This is a genomic window from Desulfosalsimonas propionicica, assembly GCF_013761005.1.
Taxonomy (GTDB): Bacteria; Desulfobacterota; Desulfobacteria; order Desulfobacterales; family Desulfosalsimonadaceae; genus Desulfosalsimonas; species Desulfosalsimonas propionicica.
In genome coordinates, this window is record NZ_JACDUS010000010.1 from 18,885 (window position 1) to 37,953 (window position 19,069).

Genomic DNA, 19,069 nt, shown 5'->3' on the forward strand with positions numbered 1-19,069 from the left:
CAGTGATAAAAACACTTGATTTGCCTTTGCGCAACCGCTAAACAGGGCCTATGATTCGCAAAGCCACCATCGAAGACATCAAGCCCATTCACGCCCTGCTAAAGTACTACGGCGCAAAGGGGGACCTGCTGGCCCGTCCCTTGAGCCGCCTGTATGACCACCTGCGGGATTTCAACGTGTATGAGGATGAGAAGACCGGGCAAATTGTGGGATGCTGCGCCCTGCAGTTCTGCTGGGAGGACCTGGCTGAAATCCGCTCCCTGGCCGTGACAGAACCCTACATGGGCAAAGATATCGGCACCCGGCTTCTGGAAACCGCCTTTGCAGAGGCGCGGGAATACAAAATCAAAAAACTTTTCACCCTCACCTATCGACCTGATTTTTTTAAGAAATTCGGATTTATCGTCATTGACAAGACAGAGCTGCCCATCAAGATATGGGCCGACTGTATCCATTGCGTGAAGTTTCCGGACTGCGACGAAACCGCCATGCTCAAGCAGATTGCGTAAGGCGCCTCAGGTATAGATCAGGTTGACCCGCAGGGGCGGATGCTCCCAGATGCCGGGCAGGGGCAGCAGGTGCTGGTACTTGACGGTTATCCAGAAAAGCTCAGGCTTGATTTCCCGGAGCTTGCCGTCTTCCGGAGGCATGGCTGGCGCGGTATGACCGTAAGTGACCCGGAACAGAAAAATCCCGCCCCTGCCGTTTTGATCCAGCATGTAAAAACGCTTCAGCTCCCGCACCGGCATGTTGTTGCGGTCTGCCACCTGCTCCATTTCTCCGGTGGTCAGCCGCATGAGTACCATCCGCGACACCCCCTGTTCGCAATAGCGGTACAGGGAGCGCGACTCGCTGCTGGAAACATACACCGTTGAAATAAAAGGCAGACGCCGCAGGTACTGGGCCGCAACACTGGCCGCAGTACGCCTTCCCCCGATCATGTCGGGCAAAGCGTGATATTCAAAAAACTTTTTCTGCACGTCCTCGGCGTATTTCTCGCCCTTTTCATAAACGTCCTTGGAGATGTAGCGCAAATACCGGGCCAGGTCCTCTGCGGCCTCGGAAATGGGCCAGTCAATGCGCACGTGAAAATGGGAAAGGTAGTAGCGGTGCTTGGTTTTGGCATGGCTGGTGTCGCGCTGGATCAGCAGGGCATAATCCACCGGCAGGAGTTCTTTTAAGAAATGATAAAAATGCACAGAGTCCAGAAATTTCTGACTCCGGTCAAAATCCGGTCCCAGCGACAGGGTCTTGGAACGCAGAAGGTTTGTCTTGGTGGTTTTGTTGACATCAAAAAACCGGATATATTTCTTGTAGGCTTGGGGGATGGTGTCTTCGACAAATATCACCAGAAATGAATTGTGCAGGCTGAACTCGTCCTTGGGAATCCGGGCCCGGGGCTTGAGTTCTTTTCTTTCAACAAAGGGGTAGGCAACGTTGTTGTTTTTAAAATTTTCGTAAGATTCTTTCAGGGCATGGGCCATGATGAACTGATCGAGTTCATCGCGCAGCAGCTCGTAATAAGACCGCCGGAGCCGGTTTTCAAGGCTGAGTTCCTCCCGGGTGCGCCAATACAAGAATCTGATCTCCTTTTATAAAACAAATGGAAGTGGCAGGCAAAAACACAAATTTCAGTTTAACTGTTTTCCCCAAAATTGTCAAGCAATTATCATGCCTACCGATCTTTTGCAGCCGGTTTTCGGTCAGGTGTCCCAAGTGGCGCACCGGTTTTGGCAAAGATCCAAAGTCGCGGGCCGCACCTTTATTCATGGATTTCCAACCCGCCCAGGGCCTGGACACCCGGCAGGGGCTTTCCTTCCAGCAGACGCAAAAATGCACCGCCGCCGGTGGAAATGTAGGAAATCCGATCGGTTTGGCCTGTGGAATGAATGGCCACGTCCGTATCCCCGCCGCCCACGATGGAAAGGGCATAGGAATCGGCCACGCTGTAAACCATGGAAATGGTGCCCCGGCTGAAGGCGTCGATTTCAAACATGCCCATGGGACCGTTCCACACAATTGTCTTGGCGTTATACAGGGCCTCGTCAAACAGCCGGGATGTTGCCGGCCCGATATCCAGAGCCATCCAGTTTTCCGGAATCTCCTGGATGGGAACGATCTTGGTCTCCACATTGGGCCCGGGCTCCGGGGCCACAACCGCATCCACGGGCAGATAGAACTTTACGCCCTCACGAAGGGCCCGCTGGCGAAGCGCGCCCGCGGCCTCCACCAGGTCTTCTTCCACCTTTGAACGGCCCACGGCAAAACCCATGCTTTTGAGAAACGAATTGGCCATGGCCCCGCCGATGATAAACTTGTTGACCCGCGGCAGCATGTTTTCCAGGGCCCCGAACTTCGAAGACACCTTGGCACCCCCGATGATAGCCACAAACGGACGCCGGGGTTTTTCCATGGCATCCTTGAAATACTTGAGTTCCTTTAGCAGCAGAAACCCGGCCGCAGTCTCGGGAAAATGGCTTACAATGGCTTCCACTGACGCGTGGGCCCGGTGGCATACCGCAAAAGCGTCATTGATATAGACATCGCCCAGGGCGGCCAACTGCCGGGCAAAGTCCGGATCATTGGCCTCTTCTCCCGGATAAAACCGCAAATTTTCCAGCAGTATCACCTGGCCGTCTTCCAGGCCGTTGACCTGTTTTTCCACATCATCGCCGATGGAGTCTTCGGCCATGACCACTTCCTGCTCCAGAAGCCGGCCCAGGCGCTTGGCCACCGGCGCCAGGCTCAGCTTGTCCACGGCTTTTCCCTTGGGCCGGCCCATGTGGCTCATGATCACCAGCCGGCCCTGGTGATCCAGGATATACTGCAACGTGGGAAGCACTGCCTTGATCCGGGTGTCATCGGTGATGTTTTGATGCTCATCTAAGGGGACATTGAAATCCACCCGCACCAGTACGCGTTTGCCCTGAAGATCCAGTTCCTTGATGGAATACATGGGTATCTCCCTCCTTGCACGGTTTTCAGGGCGTTTTACCGCCCTGGTCCTTTTTCTGCCGATGAATGGATTTTTTCCGGGCCCAGCGCTGAAAAAAGCCGATCCTGCGGGCCTGCCAGGCCCGGTCGATTTTTTCCTCAGCCACCTGAAGGCCGCCGTCTTCTGAAACAGCCGTTTTCAGGCATTCGGTTTTGTGCACGCAGACCATGCATTCTTCCGGGCTGTGGCGCAGTCCGTCTTCACCAACCGGAAACACCTGCCCGAGAATGCCGAAACACTGCGGCTGATGCGGAGAATCATTCATGGATTTGCCGTAAACCTGGCCAGCTCCTGTTCATACTGCCGGCACATGCTGGCGATGTGGCCGGCGTCGGCAAAACTGTAATACCGGCGGTCGCCGATAATCAAATGCTCATGGACCGTAATATTCATGCTCAGACAGGCAAAAATCAGCCTGCGGGTAATGGCCATGTCGGCTGACGAGGGCTCCGGGTCCCCGGAAGGGTGATTGTGGGCAAAAATCACGGATGCGGCCCGGTATTCCAGGGCCCGTTTCACAACTTCCCGGGGATAGACGGCGCCTGCGGTCAGGGTGCCTTCAAACAGAATTTCCGTGGCCTGCACCCGGTTTTTGGCATCCAGAAACAGTACTTTGAAACACTCCCGACCCCTTCCGGCCATGCTCTGGTACAGGTAATCAAACAGCGCGGACGCGTTGCTCACCGGGTCGGTGTTGTTGATCTTTTTCTCCAGGTAGCGCTCGGCCACGGCCGGCACCAGCTTGATGCCAAAGACATTTTTGGGTCCGATGCCCTTGATTTCGCACAAGGCCTCCACTGGCGCATCCAGAACCCCGGCCAGGGTCTCAAAACGCTTTATTGCGGCTTTGGCGGCATCCTTGCAGTCTTTCTGCGGGGTTGCCAGCGTCAGCAGCAGCTCCACCACTTCGTAGTCATGGAATCCCGGCAATCCGGCGTCCAGGAATTTTTCCCGCAAACGCCGGCGGTGACCTTCACCTTTGTGCGAATCGCGCGCCATCTGCCTTTACTTGAAATGAAACGGCAACGGTTTTCAAAAATTTACTCTACGTCCTCGAGTTCTGACTTCAGAGTCCGGGTCATTAGCTGGTATACCGCCTCACCGGGTTTTAACGACTCGTAGAGTACCTGGTAGACCGAATGGGCAATGGGCATTTCCACGTTGATTTTATTCGACAGGTTATAGACAGACCTGGCGGTGCGCACCCCTTCGGCCACCATGGACATGCTGGATAAAATCTCATCCAGGCTCTTTCCCTGCCCGATCATCTTGCCCACTGTGTGGTTTCGGCTCAAAGCACCGGTGCATGTCAGCACCAGGTCGCCAACCCCGCTTAAGCCCGCAAACGTGTGCGCATTGGCCCCGAGCTTGAGCCCCAGCCGCCGGATTTCGGTCAATCCGCGGGTGATCAGGGCCGCCCGGCTGTTTAACCCCAGCTCCAGGCCGTCAACAATGCCAGAGGCAATGGCGATGACGTTTTTGACCGCCCCGCCCAGCTGCACGCCCATGACATCGGTATTGGTGTATACCCGAAAAAACGGGGTGGAAAAAACCTGCTGGAGAAACGCCGCCACCTCCGGATCCGGGGCGGCCGCGGCCACCACCGTGGGCAGGCCCCGGGCCACTTCCGCGGCAAAACTGGGCCCGGAAACAACAGCCACCCGATCCTTGTGTTCCGGCAGCACTTCAGCCAGTACCCCGGTCATGGTCAGATGCGTCTTGTTCTCGATGCCCTTGGCCGCTGAAACCAGCACCGTGTCCGCAGCCAGGCTTTGAGCCGCCCGGGCAGCCACCTCCCGCATCACGTGGGAGGGCACCACAAAAACCACCAGGTCTTTGCCGCCGGTCACGCTGTCCAGGTCATTGGAAACCCGGATATTTTCCGATAACCTGACCCCGGGCAAAAATAAATCGTTTTCCCGTTTTTCTGTAATACTGGCGCAGACCTCGGGCTCCCAGGCCCACAGGTCGAGTTTGTAGCCCTTTTCCCCGAGCATTCCCGCAATGGCCGTGCCCCAGCTTCCGGCACCCACAATTCCGATTTTCACATTTTCCGCGTCATTCATTCTATAATATAAGCCTCCTCCGGGGCTTTGTCATCTGTTTACCCTTCATCTGTATCGTCGCCTGCCTCATCATCCGCAATGACTTCCGCATCCTCCTGCTCAGCCAGCCGCGCGGCACTTACCAGTCGTTCGCTTGCTTCAATGTCGATGAGCTTGACTCCCTGGGTGTTGCGACTGATCACTGATATATCGCCAATGGCCAGGCGGATGATCTTTCCGGCATCTGTGACCAGCATGATCTCGTCTTCGTCTGAGACCACCAGGATGGTCACCACCCGGCCGTTTCTCTCGTTGGTTTTGATGGTGATCACGCCCTTGCCGCCCCGTTTCTGCACCGGGTACTCGTCAATGGAGGTGCGCTTGCCGTAACCGTTTTCGGTTGCCGTCAGAAGGGTCTGGCCGTAAGTGAGCACTTCCATGCCAACCAGCCGGTCGCCGCTGACAAGACGCATTCCCCGCACTCCCCGGGAAATGCGTCCCGAAGCCCGGATGTCGGTTTCCGGAAACCGGATCGACTTGCCAAACAGGGTGCACAAAAATACCTGACGGGTGCCGTCGGTTAACCGGGCAGCCATGAGTTCGTCGCCCTCAGGCAGGTTAATGGCGATGATGCCCCCGGCCCGGGGCCTGGAAAACGCCATGATATCGGTCTTTTTCACCACACCCTGACGGGTGGCCATGAGCACGTAATTGCCGGGGGAAAATTCAGGCACGGCAAGCACCGTGGTCAAGCGCTCATCGGCGGCAAAATTGAGCAGATTGACAATGGCCTTGCCCTTGCTGGTACGCCCGCCCTGGGGAATGTCATAAACCTTGCACCAGTAAACCCGGCCCTGGTTGGTAAAAAACATAAACGTGTGATGGGTGGAGGCCACAAACAGGTGCGAAACCAGATCCTCTTCCTTGGTGCCCATGCCGGTCTTACCCTTGCCGCCCCGGTGCTGCTTGCGGTATAGGGTGATGGGATTGCGCTTGATATAGCCGGCCGTGGTGATGGTCACCACCATCTCTTCCTGTACGATCATGTCCTCTAAGGTGATCTCCCGGGTTTCGGACACGATCTTTGTCAACCGCTTATCCCCGAATGTCTGCTGGATTTCCGTAAGCTCATCCTTGATCAGCTGCAGCACCAGTCGTTCGCTGGACAGGATCTCCTTGTATCTGGAAATGGCCTGGAGAATTTCCACGTGCTCCTGCTTGATCTTGTCGCGTTCAAGTCCGGTCAGGCGCTGCAGACGCATATCCAGGATTGCCTGGGACTGGGCGTCAGACAGGGAAAAACGCTCCATGAGCTGGGCTTTGGCCTCCGCAGGCGATGCCGCGGCCCGGATCAGGGCCACGACCTCGTCGATGTTGTCCAGGGCAATGATCAGCCCCTCCAGAATATGGGCCCGGGCCTCTGCCTTTTTCAGATCATAGCGGGTCCGGCGGATGATGATTTCCTTACGGTGGACGATGAAATGCTCAAGCATTTCCTTGAGATTCATCAGTTCGGGCCGCCGGTTGACCACAGCCAGGAAAATGATGCCGAAGTTGCTCTCCAGTGGGGTGTGTTTATAGAGCAGGTTTAGCACCACTTCGGCCACCTGATCTTTTTTAAGGGCAATGGCCACCCGGATGCCCTCCTTGTCGGACTCGTCCCGGATATAGCGAACCCCCTCGATCTGGCGATCCTTTACCAGATGCACCATTTTCTCGATCAAAGTCGCCTTGTTGACCTGGTAAGGCAGTTCCTTGACAATGATAATGTCGCTGTTGTTTTTCTTGTCCCGTTCAATATCGATGCGCGCCCGGATGCGCAGTTTGCCCCGGCCGGTCTGGTAGGCCTGCCGGATGCCTTCGGTGCCGTAGATGATGCCGCCGGTGGGAAAATCCGGGCCTGGCAGATACTCGATGAGTTCGTTGACACTCAGCTCGCTGTTGTCAATCAGCGCCTTGATGGCCTCTGCCAGTTCGTTTAGATTGTGGGGCGGAATATTGGTAGCCATGCCCACGGCAATGCCCGATGAACCGTTTAACAGCAAAGACGGAACCTTGGCGGGCAGCACCATGGGTTCGTTTAGTGTTTCATCATAGTTGAGCTGCCAGTCCACCGTCTCCTTGTCAATGTCTTCGAGCATCTGGTGGGCCAGCCGGGTCATGCGCACTTCCGTATAACGCATGGCCGCCGGGGGATCGCCGTCCACGGAGCCGAAGTTGCCCTGCCCGTCGACAAAGGGATAACGCAGGGTGAATTTCTGGGCCATGCGCACGGTAGCGTCATAAACCGCGGAATCGCCGTGGGGATGATACTTACCAATGACGTCACCCACAATACGGGCCGATTTCTTGTAGGGCTTGTTCCAGTCATTGCGCAGCTCGCGCATGGCAAACATAATGCGCCGGTGGACCGGTTTTAATCCATCGCGCACATCGGGCAGGGCCCTGCCGATGATCACGCTCATGGCATAATCGAGATAAGACTGCTTCATCTCGCTGTCGATGCTTATCCCATCGATGCGCTGCTGGATATCGCTCATTTCAACTCCTGGTCAGGGCCGGCCGAAATCCGCACCAATCCTGATCTTGCCAATGGCAGAGGACTTGGCTGGATTTGGCAGGCACCGTGTTTACAAAAAAACAAAAAGACTTTTTTGAATGATGATTTTTGATGGTACCGTAAAAAATCTGATTATTTCAGATGTGTCGTGCTGTTGCAGGCGGCAAAAAAATCACTGCAAAAATACCCGGATGCGGCATTTTTGCAGTGACCGGCAAAAGCATCACAATTTGCTGACAAACCCGAGGGCGGCCAGCAGCAGCACCACCTCAAAGACATACATGGCCGGAAAGCTCTGGGCAAAATAATAAACAATGCCGCCGCCGATAATCACAGGCACCCCGAAAATGACAAGTGTTCCGATTTTTCTGCTGATCGATTCAATGGTCGTCATGGATCCACTCCTGTGGCCTTTGTGGGAATATGCTGTTTTGCCTACGCCTCAATAATCATCGCCATGCCCATGCCGCCGCCGATGCACATGGAAATCAGGGCGTTTTTGGCGCTTTTGTCGCGCATCATGTGAATGGCGGTCACCATCTGCCGGGCACCGGTGCATCCGATGGGATGGCCCAGGGAGATGCCGCTTCCGTACTGATTGGGCTTTTGGGTGTCAATACCGAGTTCCTTCATGCACGCCAGGGCCTGGGACGCAAAGGCTTCGTTTAACTCAATGATCTCCAGGTCATCAATGCTCATGCCGGTTTGGCGCAGCACCTTGCGGATAGCCGGAATGGGACCCAGCCCCATGTAAGCCGGATCCACGCCGCCGGATGCAAATGCCTTGATTTTGGCAAGAGGGGCAAGGCCCAGTGATTCGGCCTTTTGGGCGCTCATCAGCACCACTGCCGCAGCCCCGTCATTGACCCCCGAAGCGTTGCCCGCAGTGACAGAGCCGTCTTTTTTAAACACCGGCTTGAGCTTGGCCATTTTTTCCATATTGGTTTCCATGGGCCGTTCGTCTGTGTCGACCACTACATCCCCTTTTCGGGTTTTGATGGTCACAGGCACGATTTCCTTTGCAAAGGTCCCGTCGGAAATGGCCGCCCTGGCCCGGTTGTGGCTCAAAACAGACAGCTCATCCTGCTCCTGACGGGAAATCCCGTATTTTTCCACGATATTTTCCGCGGTCACGCCCATGTGATAGCCGTAAAAAATTTCATACAAACCGTCATACACCATCAAATCCAGAACTTCGCCCTTGCCGGTGACCTCCATGCGATGTCCCCACCGGGCCTTGGGAAGGGCCATGGGCGCACAGCTCATGCTTTCCTGGCCGCCGGCCACAATGGCTTCGGCCTCGCCGCACATAATCGACGAAGCGGCCAAGGCAATGGCCTTTAATCCGGAGGCACAGACCTTGTTGATGGTAAATCCCGGTGTTTCCTTGGGCATGCCCGCGCGGATCATGGCCTGGCGCGCCGGGTTCTGACCCTGGGCGGCAATCAGGACATTTCCCATGATCACTTCGTCAAATGCCACTTCCCGGGCGTTATCATCCCACTGAGCGCCGGCGGATTCCAGTTCCACCGGAGGCTGACCCTTGAACGGATCAGGCGCTCCGTCTTTCATTTCATCGCTTAATGCCGGCCTCAGCCCGGCGCGTTTCACTGCTTCCTTTATCGCGAGGCTGCCCAGTTCAACTGCCGTGACATCCTTGAGCGATCCGCCGAATGCGCCCACCGGGGTTCGGGCGCCGCTGACGATCACCACCTCTTGCATATCCGCCTCCTCATTGCTATTGTATCCACGTTGGTATCCTGTTGAATATCCCGCAATCCGGGATAGGGTAAAACAGGCACAAACCCGCTTATTTTATTGTTAATTTTATAAAACGACATTATTATCAGATTTGCGCTGCAAATACAAGCAGAAACAAGAAAGCCGAGCCTGCCATGTGCCTCATTGTTATCGCCATAGACGCCCACCCGGAATACCCGCTGATCATCGCGGCCAACCGGGATGAATTCTACAGCCGGCCCACTGCGGCCCTGGATTTCTGGGAGGATCACCCCTATATCCTGGCCGGCCGGGATCTGCAGAGCCGGGGCACATGGCTCGGGGTCACGCCCGGCGGCAGGATCGCGGCGGTGACCAATTACCGGGATCCGTCTGCCATGACCCCATGGGGCAAATCCAGGGGGCAGCTGGTCCGCGACTTTCTGGCCGGAGACAGGCGGCCTGAACGCTATCTTGCCGAAGTGGAAAAGCAGCGGGATCAATATTGCGGGTTTAACCTGCTGGCGGGACGGCTCAATGAGATATGGTGGTATTCCAACAAAAACAGCGGCGTTGTCAGGCTTAAGGCAGGCATCCACGGCATCAGCAACCACCTGCTCGACACCCCCTGGCCAAAGGTCAGCACCATGAAGCAAAAACTCGCCGCACTGATCGAAGCCAGCCCCGTTATCGAGCCCCACGCAGTGCTGGACCTGCTCTACGATCCCAGACCCGCGGCAAACGACCACCTGCCGGACACGGGCGTGGGCAAAGACTGGGAGCGGACCCTTTCACCGGTCTTTGTTGTCAGCCCCGTTTACGGAACCCGGTGTTCCTCGGCCCTTATCCTGGACAAAAACGGCCGGCTACAGTTCTGGGAACGCACGTTTCTGGCAGATCAGGCCGGTCCGAAACCCGGAGAAACCCGCCGGTTTGAACTTCAGTGGCCGGATATACCCGCCACTACTTGATCTCCACGGCAATGCCGGCCACCATCCAGGTCACCCGCCGTGCACACCGGGCCGTGTGCTGGTTAACAAACCCGGCCAGATCCCGAAAGCGCCGGGCCATGGCATTTTCCGGCACAATACCGCCGCCCACCTCATTTGAAACCAAAAACACCGGACAGGCAGCATCGCCCAGGGCACGGCCCAGATCCCCCACCTGTTCCATGACCTTGTCATCATCTTCATAACGGGCCATGAGATTTGAAATCCAGAGAGTCAGGCAATCCACCAGAATCACGTCCGCGCCCCGGGGCCGGCCGTGCTCCCGGATGACCCGGGCCAGTTCCAGGGGCTCTTCCACGGTCTGCCACTTCGGATCCCGCTCCTGCTGGTGGCGCACCACCCGGGCCTGCATTTCATCGTCTGCAGGCATGCACGTGGCCACGAAAATATTTTTCTCCGCGGTCCGGGCATCTGCCAGATCCAAGGCGCGACTGCTTTTTCCGCTTCTGCAGCCGCCCAGCACAAGATGAATTTCTCTGCCGTCCATTTGCTCAGCTCTCGATTCCGGTGCACGCGCCCACGCCCTGCTCAAAATAATGGCGCACCGGCTTTATGTCAGTGATCAGATCAGCCCGTTCCAAAACGCCCGGGGCCCCGCCGCGGCCGGTGAGCACCAACTCCACCCCGTCGGGTTTGGCGGATACAAAATCCATGAGATCCTGCTCTGAGATAATTTTGCTTTCATAGGCCAGATTGACCTCTTCAAGCACCACCATGTCATAGTCACCGGAAAGCATGGCCTGCCGGGCCGCATCCAGCCCCTTTCCGGCGGCCTCAAAATCCGCCGCATCAGGCTTGCCCGGCACAAAACAGCCCGTACCGAACTGCTCCACGGCAATCCGGTCAGAGAGCCGCTCCAGGGCCCGGATTTCACTGTAGTGGCCCTTTTCCATGAACCGGGCGATGTATACCCTGAGCCCGGATCCGGCCGCGCGCAGGGCCAGGCCCAGGGCTGCGGTGATCTTTTCCTTGCCGTTGCCGGTATAAACCTGGATATATCCTTTTTCCAAAAACGCCTCCTTTTGCCGCAGTATTTCCCCACCCCCTGTCCGGGATCTGTCCGGGATGTGAATGAAATCTTCTTACCACATTACCGCCCCGGAAAAAAGCCCCTGCTGACATAAAGGACCGGATTGCGCATTGACAAAATATACCGACCGGTATTAGAAAAAGGAGCATGGAAACCAACAGGTATGGCAAATCCGAGCGCACCCGGCGGCGCATCATCGAAAAAGCCGCACCCCTGATCAACAAAAAAGGGGTGGCAGGCACCTCCATTGCCGAACTTACTGCTGCTACCGGCCTGACCAAGGGCGGCATTTACGGCAATTTTAAAAACAAGGATGAGCTGATACTGGCGGTCTACGACTATCATGCCGCATTTCTCAACCGGATTTTCGCCCGGGAACTGGCCCGGGCCCACACACCGGGCGAAAAACTCGGGGTCTGCCCGGCGGTCTTTCGCAAGCTTTATGCCCATACCTGCGCTTACGGGGGATGTCCCATCGTCAACACCGCCACAGAGGCGGACGACACGCACCCGGCGCTTTGCCGGCGCGTGGCCGAAACCGTTGGTTTACTGAAAAACCGCCTGGCCGGCCTGATCAGCCGGGGCATTGAAACCGGTGAAATCCGGCCGGAGACCGATGCGCAGCGCACTGCCGGGCTGATTCTTTCGCTGTTTGAAGGCGGGGGCATCCTGGCCCGGGTCACAGGCAGGGACGCTTATGTGACAGATGCCGTGGATCACATCGAGGCTTTGATCGCAGATATCCGGCAGCCTTAGAAACAAGCGGCTTTTATCCTTAACTGCAGCCGCAGGAATAAGGAATTTTTTATTTTTTTAACCCAATTTCGATAAAAGGGGGAGCAATGATACAGGACCCGCTGTTTAATCCGATTTCCATCAACAGCATGCAGGTGGACAACCGGATCTATCTTCCGGCCATGCACCTTGGCATGGCCGACAATTTCCAGGTAACCGAACAGATTCTGGCATTTTACCGGCAACGCGCCAAAGGCGGGGCCGGCATGATCTGTGTGGGATATGCTACAGTGGACGAACTTTCCGGAAACTCTTTAAACATCGGTGCCCACAAGGACGAATTCGTGGCCGGGCTGGCCAAACTCGCTGGTGTGATCCGGGAAAACGGGGCCAAAAACGCAGTGCAGCTCAACCATGCGGGCCGCTACAACATGTCGTTTTTCCTAAACGGCCAGCAGCCGGTGGCCCCGTCCGCGGTGGCTTCCCGGATGACCCGGGAAACCCCGCACGCCCTTGAAATCCCGGAAATCAAGCAGATCGTGGACAATTTCACACAGGCCGCCAGGCGGGTCAAAGAAGCCGGGTTTGACGCCGTGGAGGTGCTTCACGGAACAGGCTATCTCATCAGCGAATTTCTCTCGCCTTTGACCAACAAGCGTGAGGATGAATACGGCGGCAGCTTTGAAAACCGTATCCGCTTCGGCATCGAGGTGATGCGCGCCATCCGCAAACAGGTGGGCCCGGATTTCCCCCTGATCGTGCGCATGAACGGCAATGACTTCATGCCTGAAGGCCAGGGCAGAGACGAGCTGCGAGAATATGCAAAGGCCCTGATCTCCCAGGCCGGCGTCGATGCCCTGTGCATCAACGTAGGCTGGCACGAGGCCCGGGTGCCTCAGATCACCACGGCCGTGCCCAGGGGGGCGTTTGCCTATCTTTCCCGGGGCATCAAGGAGGCCGTGGACGTGCCTGTAATCGCCAGCCATCGCATCAATGACCCGCACACGGCAAGGGACATGATCGCAGACGGCATGTGCGACATGGTGGCCATGGGCCGCAGCCTGATCGCCGACCCCAACCTACCGCAGAAAGCCAAACAGGGAAAAGAAAACCAGATCGTTCACTGCGTGGCCTGCGCCCAGGGCTGTTTTGACAACCTGTTTCAGTTAAAACACGTGGAATGCCTCTGCAACCCCATGGCCGGCCATGAGCATGAAGCCGCGGTCAAGCCCTCAGACAAGCCCAAAAAAGTCATGGTCATCGGCGGCGGGGCCGCGGGGATGAACGCAGCCATTGCCGCGGCAGACCGGGGCCATTTGGTGGCATTGTATGAAAAATCCGGCCGCCTGGGCGGCCAGCTCTACCTTGCGGCCGCACCTCCGGGCAGAGACGAGTTCGCCCAGCTGGCAAGGGACCTGGAACAGCAGGTCCGGTGCCGCAACATCGAAGTACACCTGGACACGGCCGTGGACAAAGCTTTGATTGAGCAGCAGAAACCGGATCACGTGGTGCTGGCCACCGGCGCCGAACCCATGACCCCGCCCATTGCAGGCGTGGAACTGGGTCACGTGGTACAGGCCTGGGACGTGCTGGCTGGAAAGGTGTATACGGGAAAACGCGTTGTGGTGGTCGGCGGCGGCGCCGTGGGCGTGGAAACCGCCCTGTTTCTGGCGGAAAAGGGCACACTGGACGGAGAAACCATGAAATTTCTGCTCATCAACCGGGCTGAAGACGCAGACACCCTATACGAGTACTGTGTTAAGGGCACCAAGGAAGTCACGCTCCTTGAAATGATGGACAAAATCGGAAAAGATTTTGGCAAAACCACCCGCTGGGGCATGATGCAGGATGTCTCCAGGTTCGGCATCCAGCCCATGACCGCCACCCGGGCCCTGGAAATCACCAAAACCGGCATCCGGGTCGAGCAGCAGGAGGGCCAGGCCACGGAAATAGAAGCAGACACGGTTGTGCTCTGCGTCGGGGCCAGGTCTGACAATGCCCTGGCAGACCGGCTCAGGGATATGGGCATTGCTTTTAGCATTGCCGGGGATGCCGAAAACATCGGCATGGCCTTTGACGCCGTTCACAAGGGATATGCCGCAGGAAACCGCATTGAATGAATGACAAAACGGAAAATGAAAACAGCATGATAAACAACTATCTCGCACATCAGCAGGAGAGAAACGCCCTGGGCATACCGCCAAAGCCGTTGGATGCCGGGCAGACAGCGGATTTGACCGAACTTTTACAAAATCCGCAAGATGCTGATCCCGGGCTTGTCTATGACCTGATTGCCGGCCGGGTGCCGGCCGGGGTCGATGAAGCCGCCAAAATCAAGGCCCATTTTCTGGCCGCCCTTGCCCGGGGAGAAAAATCCTCGCCAATGGTGTCCGCAGAGCAGGCCGTGTATCTGCTTGGCACCATGGGCGGGGGCTTTAACATTGACCCCTTAATTGAACTGCTCGATGACCTGCAGCTGTGCTCAAAGGCCGCAGACGCACTGGCGGCCACGACCCTGATTTTTGACGCCTTTGAAAAGGTGTTTGAAAAATCCGCAGTCAACAACCAGGCCCGGGGGGTCATTGATGCATGGGCTGAAGCCGCATGGTTTCTGCGCGCTCCGCAAGTGCCGGAAACCATCACAGTCACGGCCTTCAAGGTGGAGGGCGAAATCAACACCGACGATTTCTCTCCTGCCTCAGAAGCCTGGAGCCGGCCGGATATCCCCTTGCATGCCACGGCCATGCTCAGAAACCGCATTGAAAAGCCCCTGGAAACCATGGCTGAACTCCGGCAAAAGGGCCATCCCCTGGCTTTTGTAGGCGACGTGGTGGGCACGGGCTCATCACGCAAGTCAGCTGCCAACTCGCTTTTGTGGCATATCGGAGATGACATCCCCCACGTGCCCAACAAGCGCCGGGGCGGGGTGGTCATGGGCGGTAAGATCGCACCGATCTTTTTCACCTCCCTGGAAGACGCCGGTGCCCTGCCTATTGAATGCGACGTATCCGGCATTGAAAACGGCGATGTGCTGGTAATCCGGCCCCATGAAGGCGTGATTGAAAATGCGGACACCGGCAAAACCGTGGCAGAGTTCTCCCTCAAGCCCGCCACCATCTTAGACGAGGTCCGGGCCGGCGGACGCATCCCCCTGATCATCGGCCGCACGCTTACAGAAAAAACGCGAACACGTCTGGCCCTGGGGCCATCGGAAATCTTTTGCCGGCCGGTGCAGCCCGGAAAAAGCCCCCGCGGCTACACCCTGGCCCAGAAAATGGTGGGCCGGGCCTGCGGGAAAGACGGTGTGCGGCCGGGCCAGTACTGCGAGCCCAAAATGACCACCGTGGGCTCCCAGGACACCACCGGGCCCATGACCCGCGATGAGTTAAAGGAACTGGCCTGTCTGCAGTTTAACGCAGATCTGGTGATGCAGTCCTTTTGTCACACTGCAGCCTACCCCAGGACCGTGGACATTAAAATGCAGGAAAGCCTGCACCAATTTATCAAACAGCGCAAGGGCGTGGCCCTGCACCCGGGAGACGGGATCATCCATTCGTGGTTAAACCGCATGCTGCTGCCAGACACCGTGGGCACGGGCGGTGATTCCCACACCCGATTTCCCGTTGGCATAAGCTTTCCGGCCGGCTCCGGGCTGGTGGCCTTTGCCGCGGCCATCGGGTTTATGCCTCTGGACATGCCCGAGTCCGTGCGGGTGCGCTTTACCGGAACACCGGCACAAGGGCTCACCATCCGGGACGTGGTCAATGCCGTGCCCTATGCAGCCATTGAGCAGGGACTGCTCAATGTGGAAAAATCCGGCAAGAAAAACATATTTTCCGGCCGGATCATGGAAATGGAAGGCTTGTCTCACCTGCCGGTGACCGCGGCCTATGAACTCACCAATGCCGCAGCCGAGCGCTCGGCTGCAGCCGCCGTGATCAGCCTGGATGAAAAGCCGGTGGCAAAATTTCTCAAACAGAACATCGAAATTTTGTCCCTGCTGGTCCGGGAAGGTTACGGCGACCGCAACACCATTGAGGCCCGCATGGAGAAAATGCAGGCCTGGATAGACGACCCGCAGCTTCTCCACGCTGATGCAGACGCCCAATACGCGGCTGACCTGGAAGTGGATCTGAGCCGGATAACCGAGCCCATCGCGGCCTGTCCCAATGACCCTGATGACGTGCGTCAGCTTTCCCAAATCGCGGGCACACCTATAGACGAGGTGTTTATCGGCTCGTGCATGACCGATATTTCCCAGATGGAAAACGCGGGCAAAATCCTTGAAAACGCCGGCGGGGCCGTGCCTGTTCGCCTGTGGATCGCTCCGCCCACCCGGCTGGCCGCCCGCCACCTCCGGCATCAGGGGTGGTTTTACACCTACGGCCGGGCCGGGGCCCGCATGGAAGTGCCGGGCTGCTCTTTATGCATGGGCAACCAGGCACGGGTGGCAGACAGTGCGGTGGTGGTTTCCACCTCCACCCGGAACTTTCCCCACCGCATGGGAAATAACTGCCAAGTCTATCTGGGTTCGGCGGAGCTTGCGGCCGTGTCTGCCATTCTGGGACGCATCCCGGATCCGGACGAATACAGAAACCATGTGGCGGATGCCGGGCTGGTACCGGCTATTTGAGATAAAGGGTTTCAAACCGGTCCACCAGGTCGCGCAATTTTTCCACATGGCCGGTATCAACGGTCTGCTTGCATTTCATGGCCTCGACCAGGATCTGGTGGAGAACCGAAATTTTTTCCGCGTATTTTTCATCACCCGCAGAAATGCGCTGGGTCATAAAATACCGGGAAACAATGTGCTGGAGCTTGCCTGCATGGTCTTCCTTGTTGATCACCCAGCGCACCATCTGGTTGTGATGTTCCACGCCGGCATCCTTCATATGCTTTGAAATAACGTGGATCTGGTCCATGGAGCGCTCGATGGTGGTGATATGCTCGCGCATCAGCTCGATTCTGGCCGGATCATCATATATGCCGCAGGGAATCTCGCAGTGGGCATAAACCAAAGACAGGGACCCGAGCACAAACACAACAGCACAGCAAATGATCTGAAACGATTTTTTCATTTCCTTCCTCCTTGAGACGGGTGTTTGAAAAAAACAGATTTGCAGGCCATATTTTGCCTGTAGCCATAAACATGTACATGGCGGGCTGATTTTTCAAATCCGGAAACAACTCTTTTAACCGACAGACAGGAGTGCCCATGACAGAGAAAATCATTTCCCTGCCCGAGCTTGCGGAAAAACGGCTGGTGTTTCGCAGCCGGCAGCACGCCGGGCAGGTGCTGGGGCAAATGCTTCAAAAAGAGGCATGGTCCGATGCCATTGTGCTGGCGGTTCCCGCAGGCGGCGTGCCGGTGGGACAGGTGGTGGCGCAACAACTGGGAGCGGCCTTTGACGTGGCCGTGGTCAGCAAAATCACACTGCCGTGGAACACCGAGGCCGGCTACGGGGCCATTGCCTTTGACGGGAGCATGCGGTTCAATGAAATGCTGCTGGCCCGGCTGAACCTGACAAACCAACAGATGAAAGAAGGCATTGCCGAAACAAAGGAAAAGGTCAGCCGCCGGAGCCGCACACTTCGGGGGCAGCGGCCTTTTCCGGATCTTTCGGATCGCAGCGCAATCCTTGTCGACGACGGGCTGGCCTCTGGATTTACCATGTTTTGCGCCATTGACGCAGTAAAAAAGGCAGGCGCCCGGCAGGTGTTCGTGGCCGTGCCAACGGCCCACCGCCAGGCCGCAGAGGCCGCCGCTGAAAAGGTGGACCGGCTTTATTGCGCAAATATCCGCTCCGGCAGATCCTTTGCCGTTGCCGAAGCCTACGAACTCTGGACTGATGTGTCCGAGCAGGAACTCATGGAGATGATGAACAACCCTGGCGATCGGGTGTAATACTCATACCGGTTTTTCATGCATCCCAAATCAATTCAGGCTGTGCAGGAAATCCAGCACATCCGATGCCAGCCGCCGTGGGGCCTCAATGGCGGTCATATGCCCGATGCCCTCATATTCCAAAAGCTGTGCGCCTGGGATTTCTTTTGCCATCAGCCGGCTGGATTCCACGAACAAATCATCCTTTTGCGCACCAACAATGAGCACCGGACACGATATCCGCCGGAGGCCTTCAACCCTGGGATCCGGATCCTTATAGAAGCTGCGCACGAATTCTGCGATCACAAACCGGTTGTTTCGCCTTGCCATGGAAAGGGCGGTGGCAAGCATCTCGTCAATGTTCTCTGATTCAACAATACCCCGGAAAAACGGGCCGGGCCTGTCTTTTAACCCCGCGATCATGGTCTCCCAGTCCAGTTTTTCAAACAATGCGGCAAAATTATCGTGAAACTGGTCAATGGTCTGCCGGTCGCCGGGCACCGGGGAGGTCACCGAGGCGGTGTTGGTCAAAATCAGGGAGGCAAACCTGGAGCAGTCCTTCATTGCATAACGCACCCCGGCAAACCCGCCGGTTGAATGGGTCAGCAGATGAAACCGGTCCAGGCCCAGATGATCAGCCAGGGCGATGATATCTTCGCCCACGGTCTCACAGTCAAAACCCGGGGGATCATCTTCCGCCTCAGTATAGCCGTGACCGCGCATATCCATTGCCACAAACCGGAAATGCTGCGCAATCTTGTCTGCCACACCGGTCAGATCCCAGTAAGCAGTGTTTTCCATGAGCCCGGCCACGGCAATCACCGGCTCGCCGGTTCCTTTGTCCTCATAGTAAATTCGGGCATTGCCCCGGTTAAAATACGCCATGAACAAAACATCCTTTCACTGCGGGTTAAAATAATCTTTATACAGAGAGAACACACAAATTTCAAATCAAAGATACCCGGGTCTTGACAAGGATTGACTTCTGCTTATCATACTGATACTAATGAAAATTATCTCAACTCCGCCTTAACAGGGAAATGATCGGATAAAACAGCTGTTTGCCCCAAAAACCCCAGGCCCGGTATGGA

The 19,069-nt window shown here is 56.7% G+C and carries 18 protein-coding genes; 6 read left to right on the forward strand and 12 right to left on the reverse strand.

What is annotated here, in order from left to right; genetic code table 11:
- The first annotated feature begins 50 nt into the window (after nt 1-50).
- Complete coding sequence (locus HNR65_RS13920; RefSeq protein WP_181552125.1) at nt 51-509, forward strand: N-acetyltransferase; 459 nt, start codon at nt 51-53, stop codon at nt 507-509.
- 6 nt (nt 510-515) lie between these two features.
- On the opposite strand, the gene HNR65_RS13925 is transcribed toward HNR65_RS13920, so the two are convergent.
- The 8 genes from HNR65_RS13925 to HNR65_RS13960 all read right to left on the reverse strand — a co-directional run bounded on the left by HNR65_RS13925 (nt 516) and on the right by HNR65_RS13960 (nt 9,322).
- On the reverse strand, nt 516-1,577 hold the full coding sequence (locus HNR65_RS13925; RefSeq protein WP_181552126.1) for a hypothetical protein: 1,062 nt from the start codon (nt 1,575-1,577) through the stop codon (nt 516-518).
- A 185-nt stretch (nt 1,578-1,762) separates the two neighbouring features.
- Nucleotides 1,763-2,956: a phosphoglycerate kinase gene (locus tag HNR65_RS13930; RefSeq protein WP_181552127.1), complete on the reverse strand. Its 1,194-nt coding sequence runs from the start codon at nt 2,954-2,956 to the stop codon at nt 1,763-1,765.
- A 25-nt stretch (nt 2,957-2,981) separates the two neighbouring features.
- Nucleotides 2,982-3,260: a hypothetical protein gene (locus HNR65_RS13935; protein WP_181552128.1), complete on the reverse strand. Its 279-nt coding sequence runs from the start codon at nt 3,258-3,260 to the stop codon at nt 2,982-2,984.
- Nucleotides 3,257-3,952: a RadC family protein gene (gene radC / locus HNR65_RS13940; RefSeq protein WP_332309034.1), complete on the reverse strand. Its 696-nt coding sequence runs from the start codon at nt 3,950-3,952 to the stop codon at nt 3,257-3,259. Before radC ends, HNR65_RS13935 begins: the two co-directional genes overlap by 4 nt.
- A gap of 83 nt (nt 3,953-4,035) precedes the next feature.
- The gene (locus HNR65_RS13945) at nt 4,036-5,061 is read right to left on the reverse strand and encodes an NAD(P)H-dependent glycerol-3-phosphate dehydrogenase (protein ID WP_181552130.1); all 1,026 of its coding nucleotides are present in this window, start codon (nt 5,059-5,061) and stop codon (nt 4,036-4,038) included.
- Nucleotides 5,062-5,099: 38 nt separating this feature from the next.
- Entirely contained in the window at nt 5,100-7,580 is a 2,481-nt protein-coding gene (gene gyrA / locus HNR65_RS13950; RefSeq protein ID WP_181552131.1) for a DNA gyrase subunit A, read from the reverse strand.
- 243 nt (nt 7,581-7,823) lie between these two features.
- Nucleotides 7,824-7,994: a hypothetical protein gene (locus HNR65_RS13955; protein ID WP_181552132.1), complete on the reverse strand. Its 171-nt coding sequence runs from the start codon at nt 7,992-7,994 to the stop codon at nt 7,824-7,826.
- Nucleotides 7,995-8,035: 41 nt separating this feature from the next.
- Nucleotides 8,036-9,322 (reverse strand): thiolase family protein, encoded by a 1,287-nt coding sequence (locus HNR65_RS13960; protein ID WP_181552133.1) that lies wholly within the window; start codon nt 9,320-9,322, stop codon nt 8,036-8,038.
- A gap of 173 nt (nt 9,323-9,495) precedes the next feature.
- On the opposite strand from HNR65_RS13960, the gene HNR65_RS13965 reads away from it, so the two are divergent.
- Entirely contained in the window at nt 9,496-10,290 is a 795-nt protein-coding gene (locus tag HNR65_RS13965; protein ID WP_181552134.1) for an NRDE family protein, read from the forward strand.
- Here the strand turns inward: HNR65_RS13965 and cobU are convergent.
- Nucleotides 10,283-10,816, reverse strand: coding sequence for a bifunctional adenosylcobinamide kinase/adenosylcobinamide-phosphate guanylyltransferase (gene cobU / locus HNR65_RS13970; RefSeq protein ID WP_181552135.1), 534 nt, complete (start codon nt 10,814-10,816; stop codon nt 10,283-10,285). The genes HNR65_RS13965 and cobU overlap by 8 nt on opposite strands.
- Nucleotides 10,817-10,820: 4 nt before the next feature.
- Nucleotides 10,821-11,339 carry a cob(I)yrinic acid a,c-diamide adenosyltransferase gene (locus tag HNR65_RS13975; RefSeq protein WP_181552136.1) on the reverse strand — a complete coding sequence of 173 codons (519 nt, stop codon included), beginning with the start codon at nt 11,337-11,339 and terminating at the stop codon, nt 10,821-10,823.
- 167 nt (nt 11,340-11,506) lie between these two features.
- On the opposite strand from HNR65_RS13975, the gene HNR65_RS13980 reads away from it, so the two are divergent.
- From HNR65_RS13980 to acnB, 3 genes are all read left to right on the forward strand, one after another.
- Nucleotides 11,507-12,115 (forward strand): TetR/AcrR family transcriptional regulator, encoded by a 609-nt coding sequence (locus HNR65_RS13980; RefSeq protein WP_181552137.1) that lies wholly within the window; start codon nt 11,507-11,509, stop codon nt 12,113-12,115.
- A gap of 86 nt (nt 12,116-12,201) precedes the next feature.
- Nucleotides 12,202-14,214, forward strand: a complete 2,013-nt coding sequence (locus HNR65_RS13985) for an oxidoreductase (protein WP_220128399.1) — start codon at nt 12,202-12,204, stop codon at nt 14,212-14,214.
- The gene (gene acnB / locus HNR65_RS13990; protein ID WP_232364785.1) at nt 14,211-16,727 is read left to right on the forward strand and encodes a bifunctional aconitate hydratase 2/2-methylisocitrate dehydratase; all 2,517 of its coding nucleotides are present in this window, start codon (nt 14,211-14,213) and stop codon (nt 16,725-16,727) included. The genes HNR65_RS13985 and acnB overlap by 4 nt, the downstream gene beginning before the upstream one ends.
- Here the strand turns inward: acnB and HNR65_RS13995 are convergent.
- Nucleotides 16,720-17,172, reverse strand: coding sequence for a superoxide dismutase [Ni] (locus HNR65_RS13995; protein ID WP_181552138.1), 453 nt, complete (start codon nt 17,170-17,172; stop codon nt 16,720-16,722). The two genes, acnB and HNR65_RS13995, sit on opposite strands and share 8 nt — an antisense overlap.
- A gap of 137 nt (nt 17,173-17,309) precedes the next feature.
- On the opposite strand from HNR65_RS13995, the gene HNR65_RS14000 reads away from it, so the two are divergent.
- A complete protein-coding gene (locus HNR65_RS14000; RefSeq protein WP_220128400.1) occupies nt 17,310-17,999 on the forward strand; it encodes a phosphoribosyltransferase in 690 nt (229 codons plus the stop codon).
- Between the two features lie 30 nt (nt 18,000-18,029).
- Here the strand turns inward: HNR65_RS14000 and HNR65_RS14005 are convergent, their stop codons facing one another.
- Complete coding sequence (locus HNR65_RS14005; protein WP_181552140.1) at nt 18,030-18,863, reverse strand: alpha/beta fold hydrolase; 834 nt, start codon at nt 18,861-18,863, stop codon at nt 18,030-18,032.
- Nucleotides 18,864-19,069 lie beyond the last annotated feature (206 nt).

Bases quoted from the DNA above. Each gene is read 5' to 3' on its own strand.
- HNR65_RS13980 (WP_181552137.1), top strand. From the start codon at position 11,507: ATGGAAACCAACAGGTATGGCAAATCCGAGCGCACCCGGCGGCGCATC.
- HNR65_RS13985 (WP_220128399.1), top strand. From the start codon at position 12,202: ATGATACAGGACCCGCTGTTTAATCCGATTTCCATCAACAGCATGCAG.
- HNR65_RS13995 (WP_181552138.1), bottom strand. From the start codon at position 17,172: ATGAAAAAATCGTTTCAGATCATTTGCTGTGCTGTTGTGTTTGTGCTC.
- HNR65_RS13960 (WP_181552133.1), bottom strand. From the start codon at position 9,322: ATGCAAGAGGTGGTGATCGTCAGCGGCGCCCGAACCCCGGTGGGCGCA.
- HNR65_RS14005 (WP_181552140.1), bottom strand. From the start codon at position 18,863: ATGGCGTATTTTAACCGGGGCAATGCCCGAATTTACTATGAGGACAAA.
- HNR65_RS13945 (WP_181552130.1), bottom strand. From the start codon at position 5,061: ATGAATGACGCGGAAAATGTGAAAATCGGAATTGTGGGTGCCGGAAGC.
- HNR65_RS13935 (WP_181552128.1), bottom strand. From the start codon at position 3,260: ATGAATGATTCTCCGCATCAGCCGCAGTGTTTCGGCATTCTCGGGCAG.
- HNR65_RS14000 (WP_220128400.1), top strand. From the start codon at position 17,310: ATGACAGAGAAAATCATTTCCCTGCCCGAGCTTGCGGAAAAACGGCTG.
- HNR65_RS13930 (WP_181552127.1), bottom strand. From the start codon at position 2,956: ATGTATTCCATCAAGGAACTGGATCTTCAGGGCAAACGCGTACTGGTG.
- gyrA (WP_181552131.1), bottom strand. From the start codon at position 7,580: ATGAGCGATATCCAGCAGCGCATCGATGGGATAAGCATCGACAGCGAG.
- HNR65_RS13965 (WP_181552134.1), top strand. From the start codon at position 9,496: ATGTGCCTCATTGTTATCGCCATAGACGCCCACCCGGAATACCCGCTG.
- HNR65_RS13920 (WP_181552125.1), top strand. From the start codon at position 51: ATGATTCGCAAAGCCACCATCGAAGACATCAAGCCCATTCACGCCCTG.
- HNR65_RS13955 (WP_181552132.1), bottom strand. From the start codon at position 7,994: ATGACGACCATTGAATCGATCAGCAGAAAAATCGGAACACTTGTCATT.
- cobU (WP_181552135.1), bottom strand. From the start codon at position 10,816: ATGGACGGCAGAGAAATTCATCTTGTGCTGGGCGGCTGCAGAAGCGGA.
- acnB (WP_232364785.1), top strand. From the start codon at position 14,211: ATGAATGACAAAACGGAAAATGAAAACAGCATGATAAACAACTATCTC.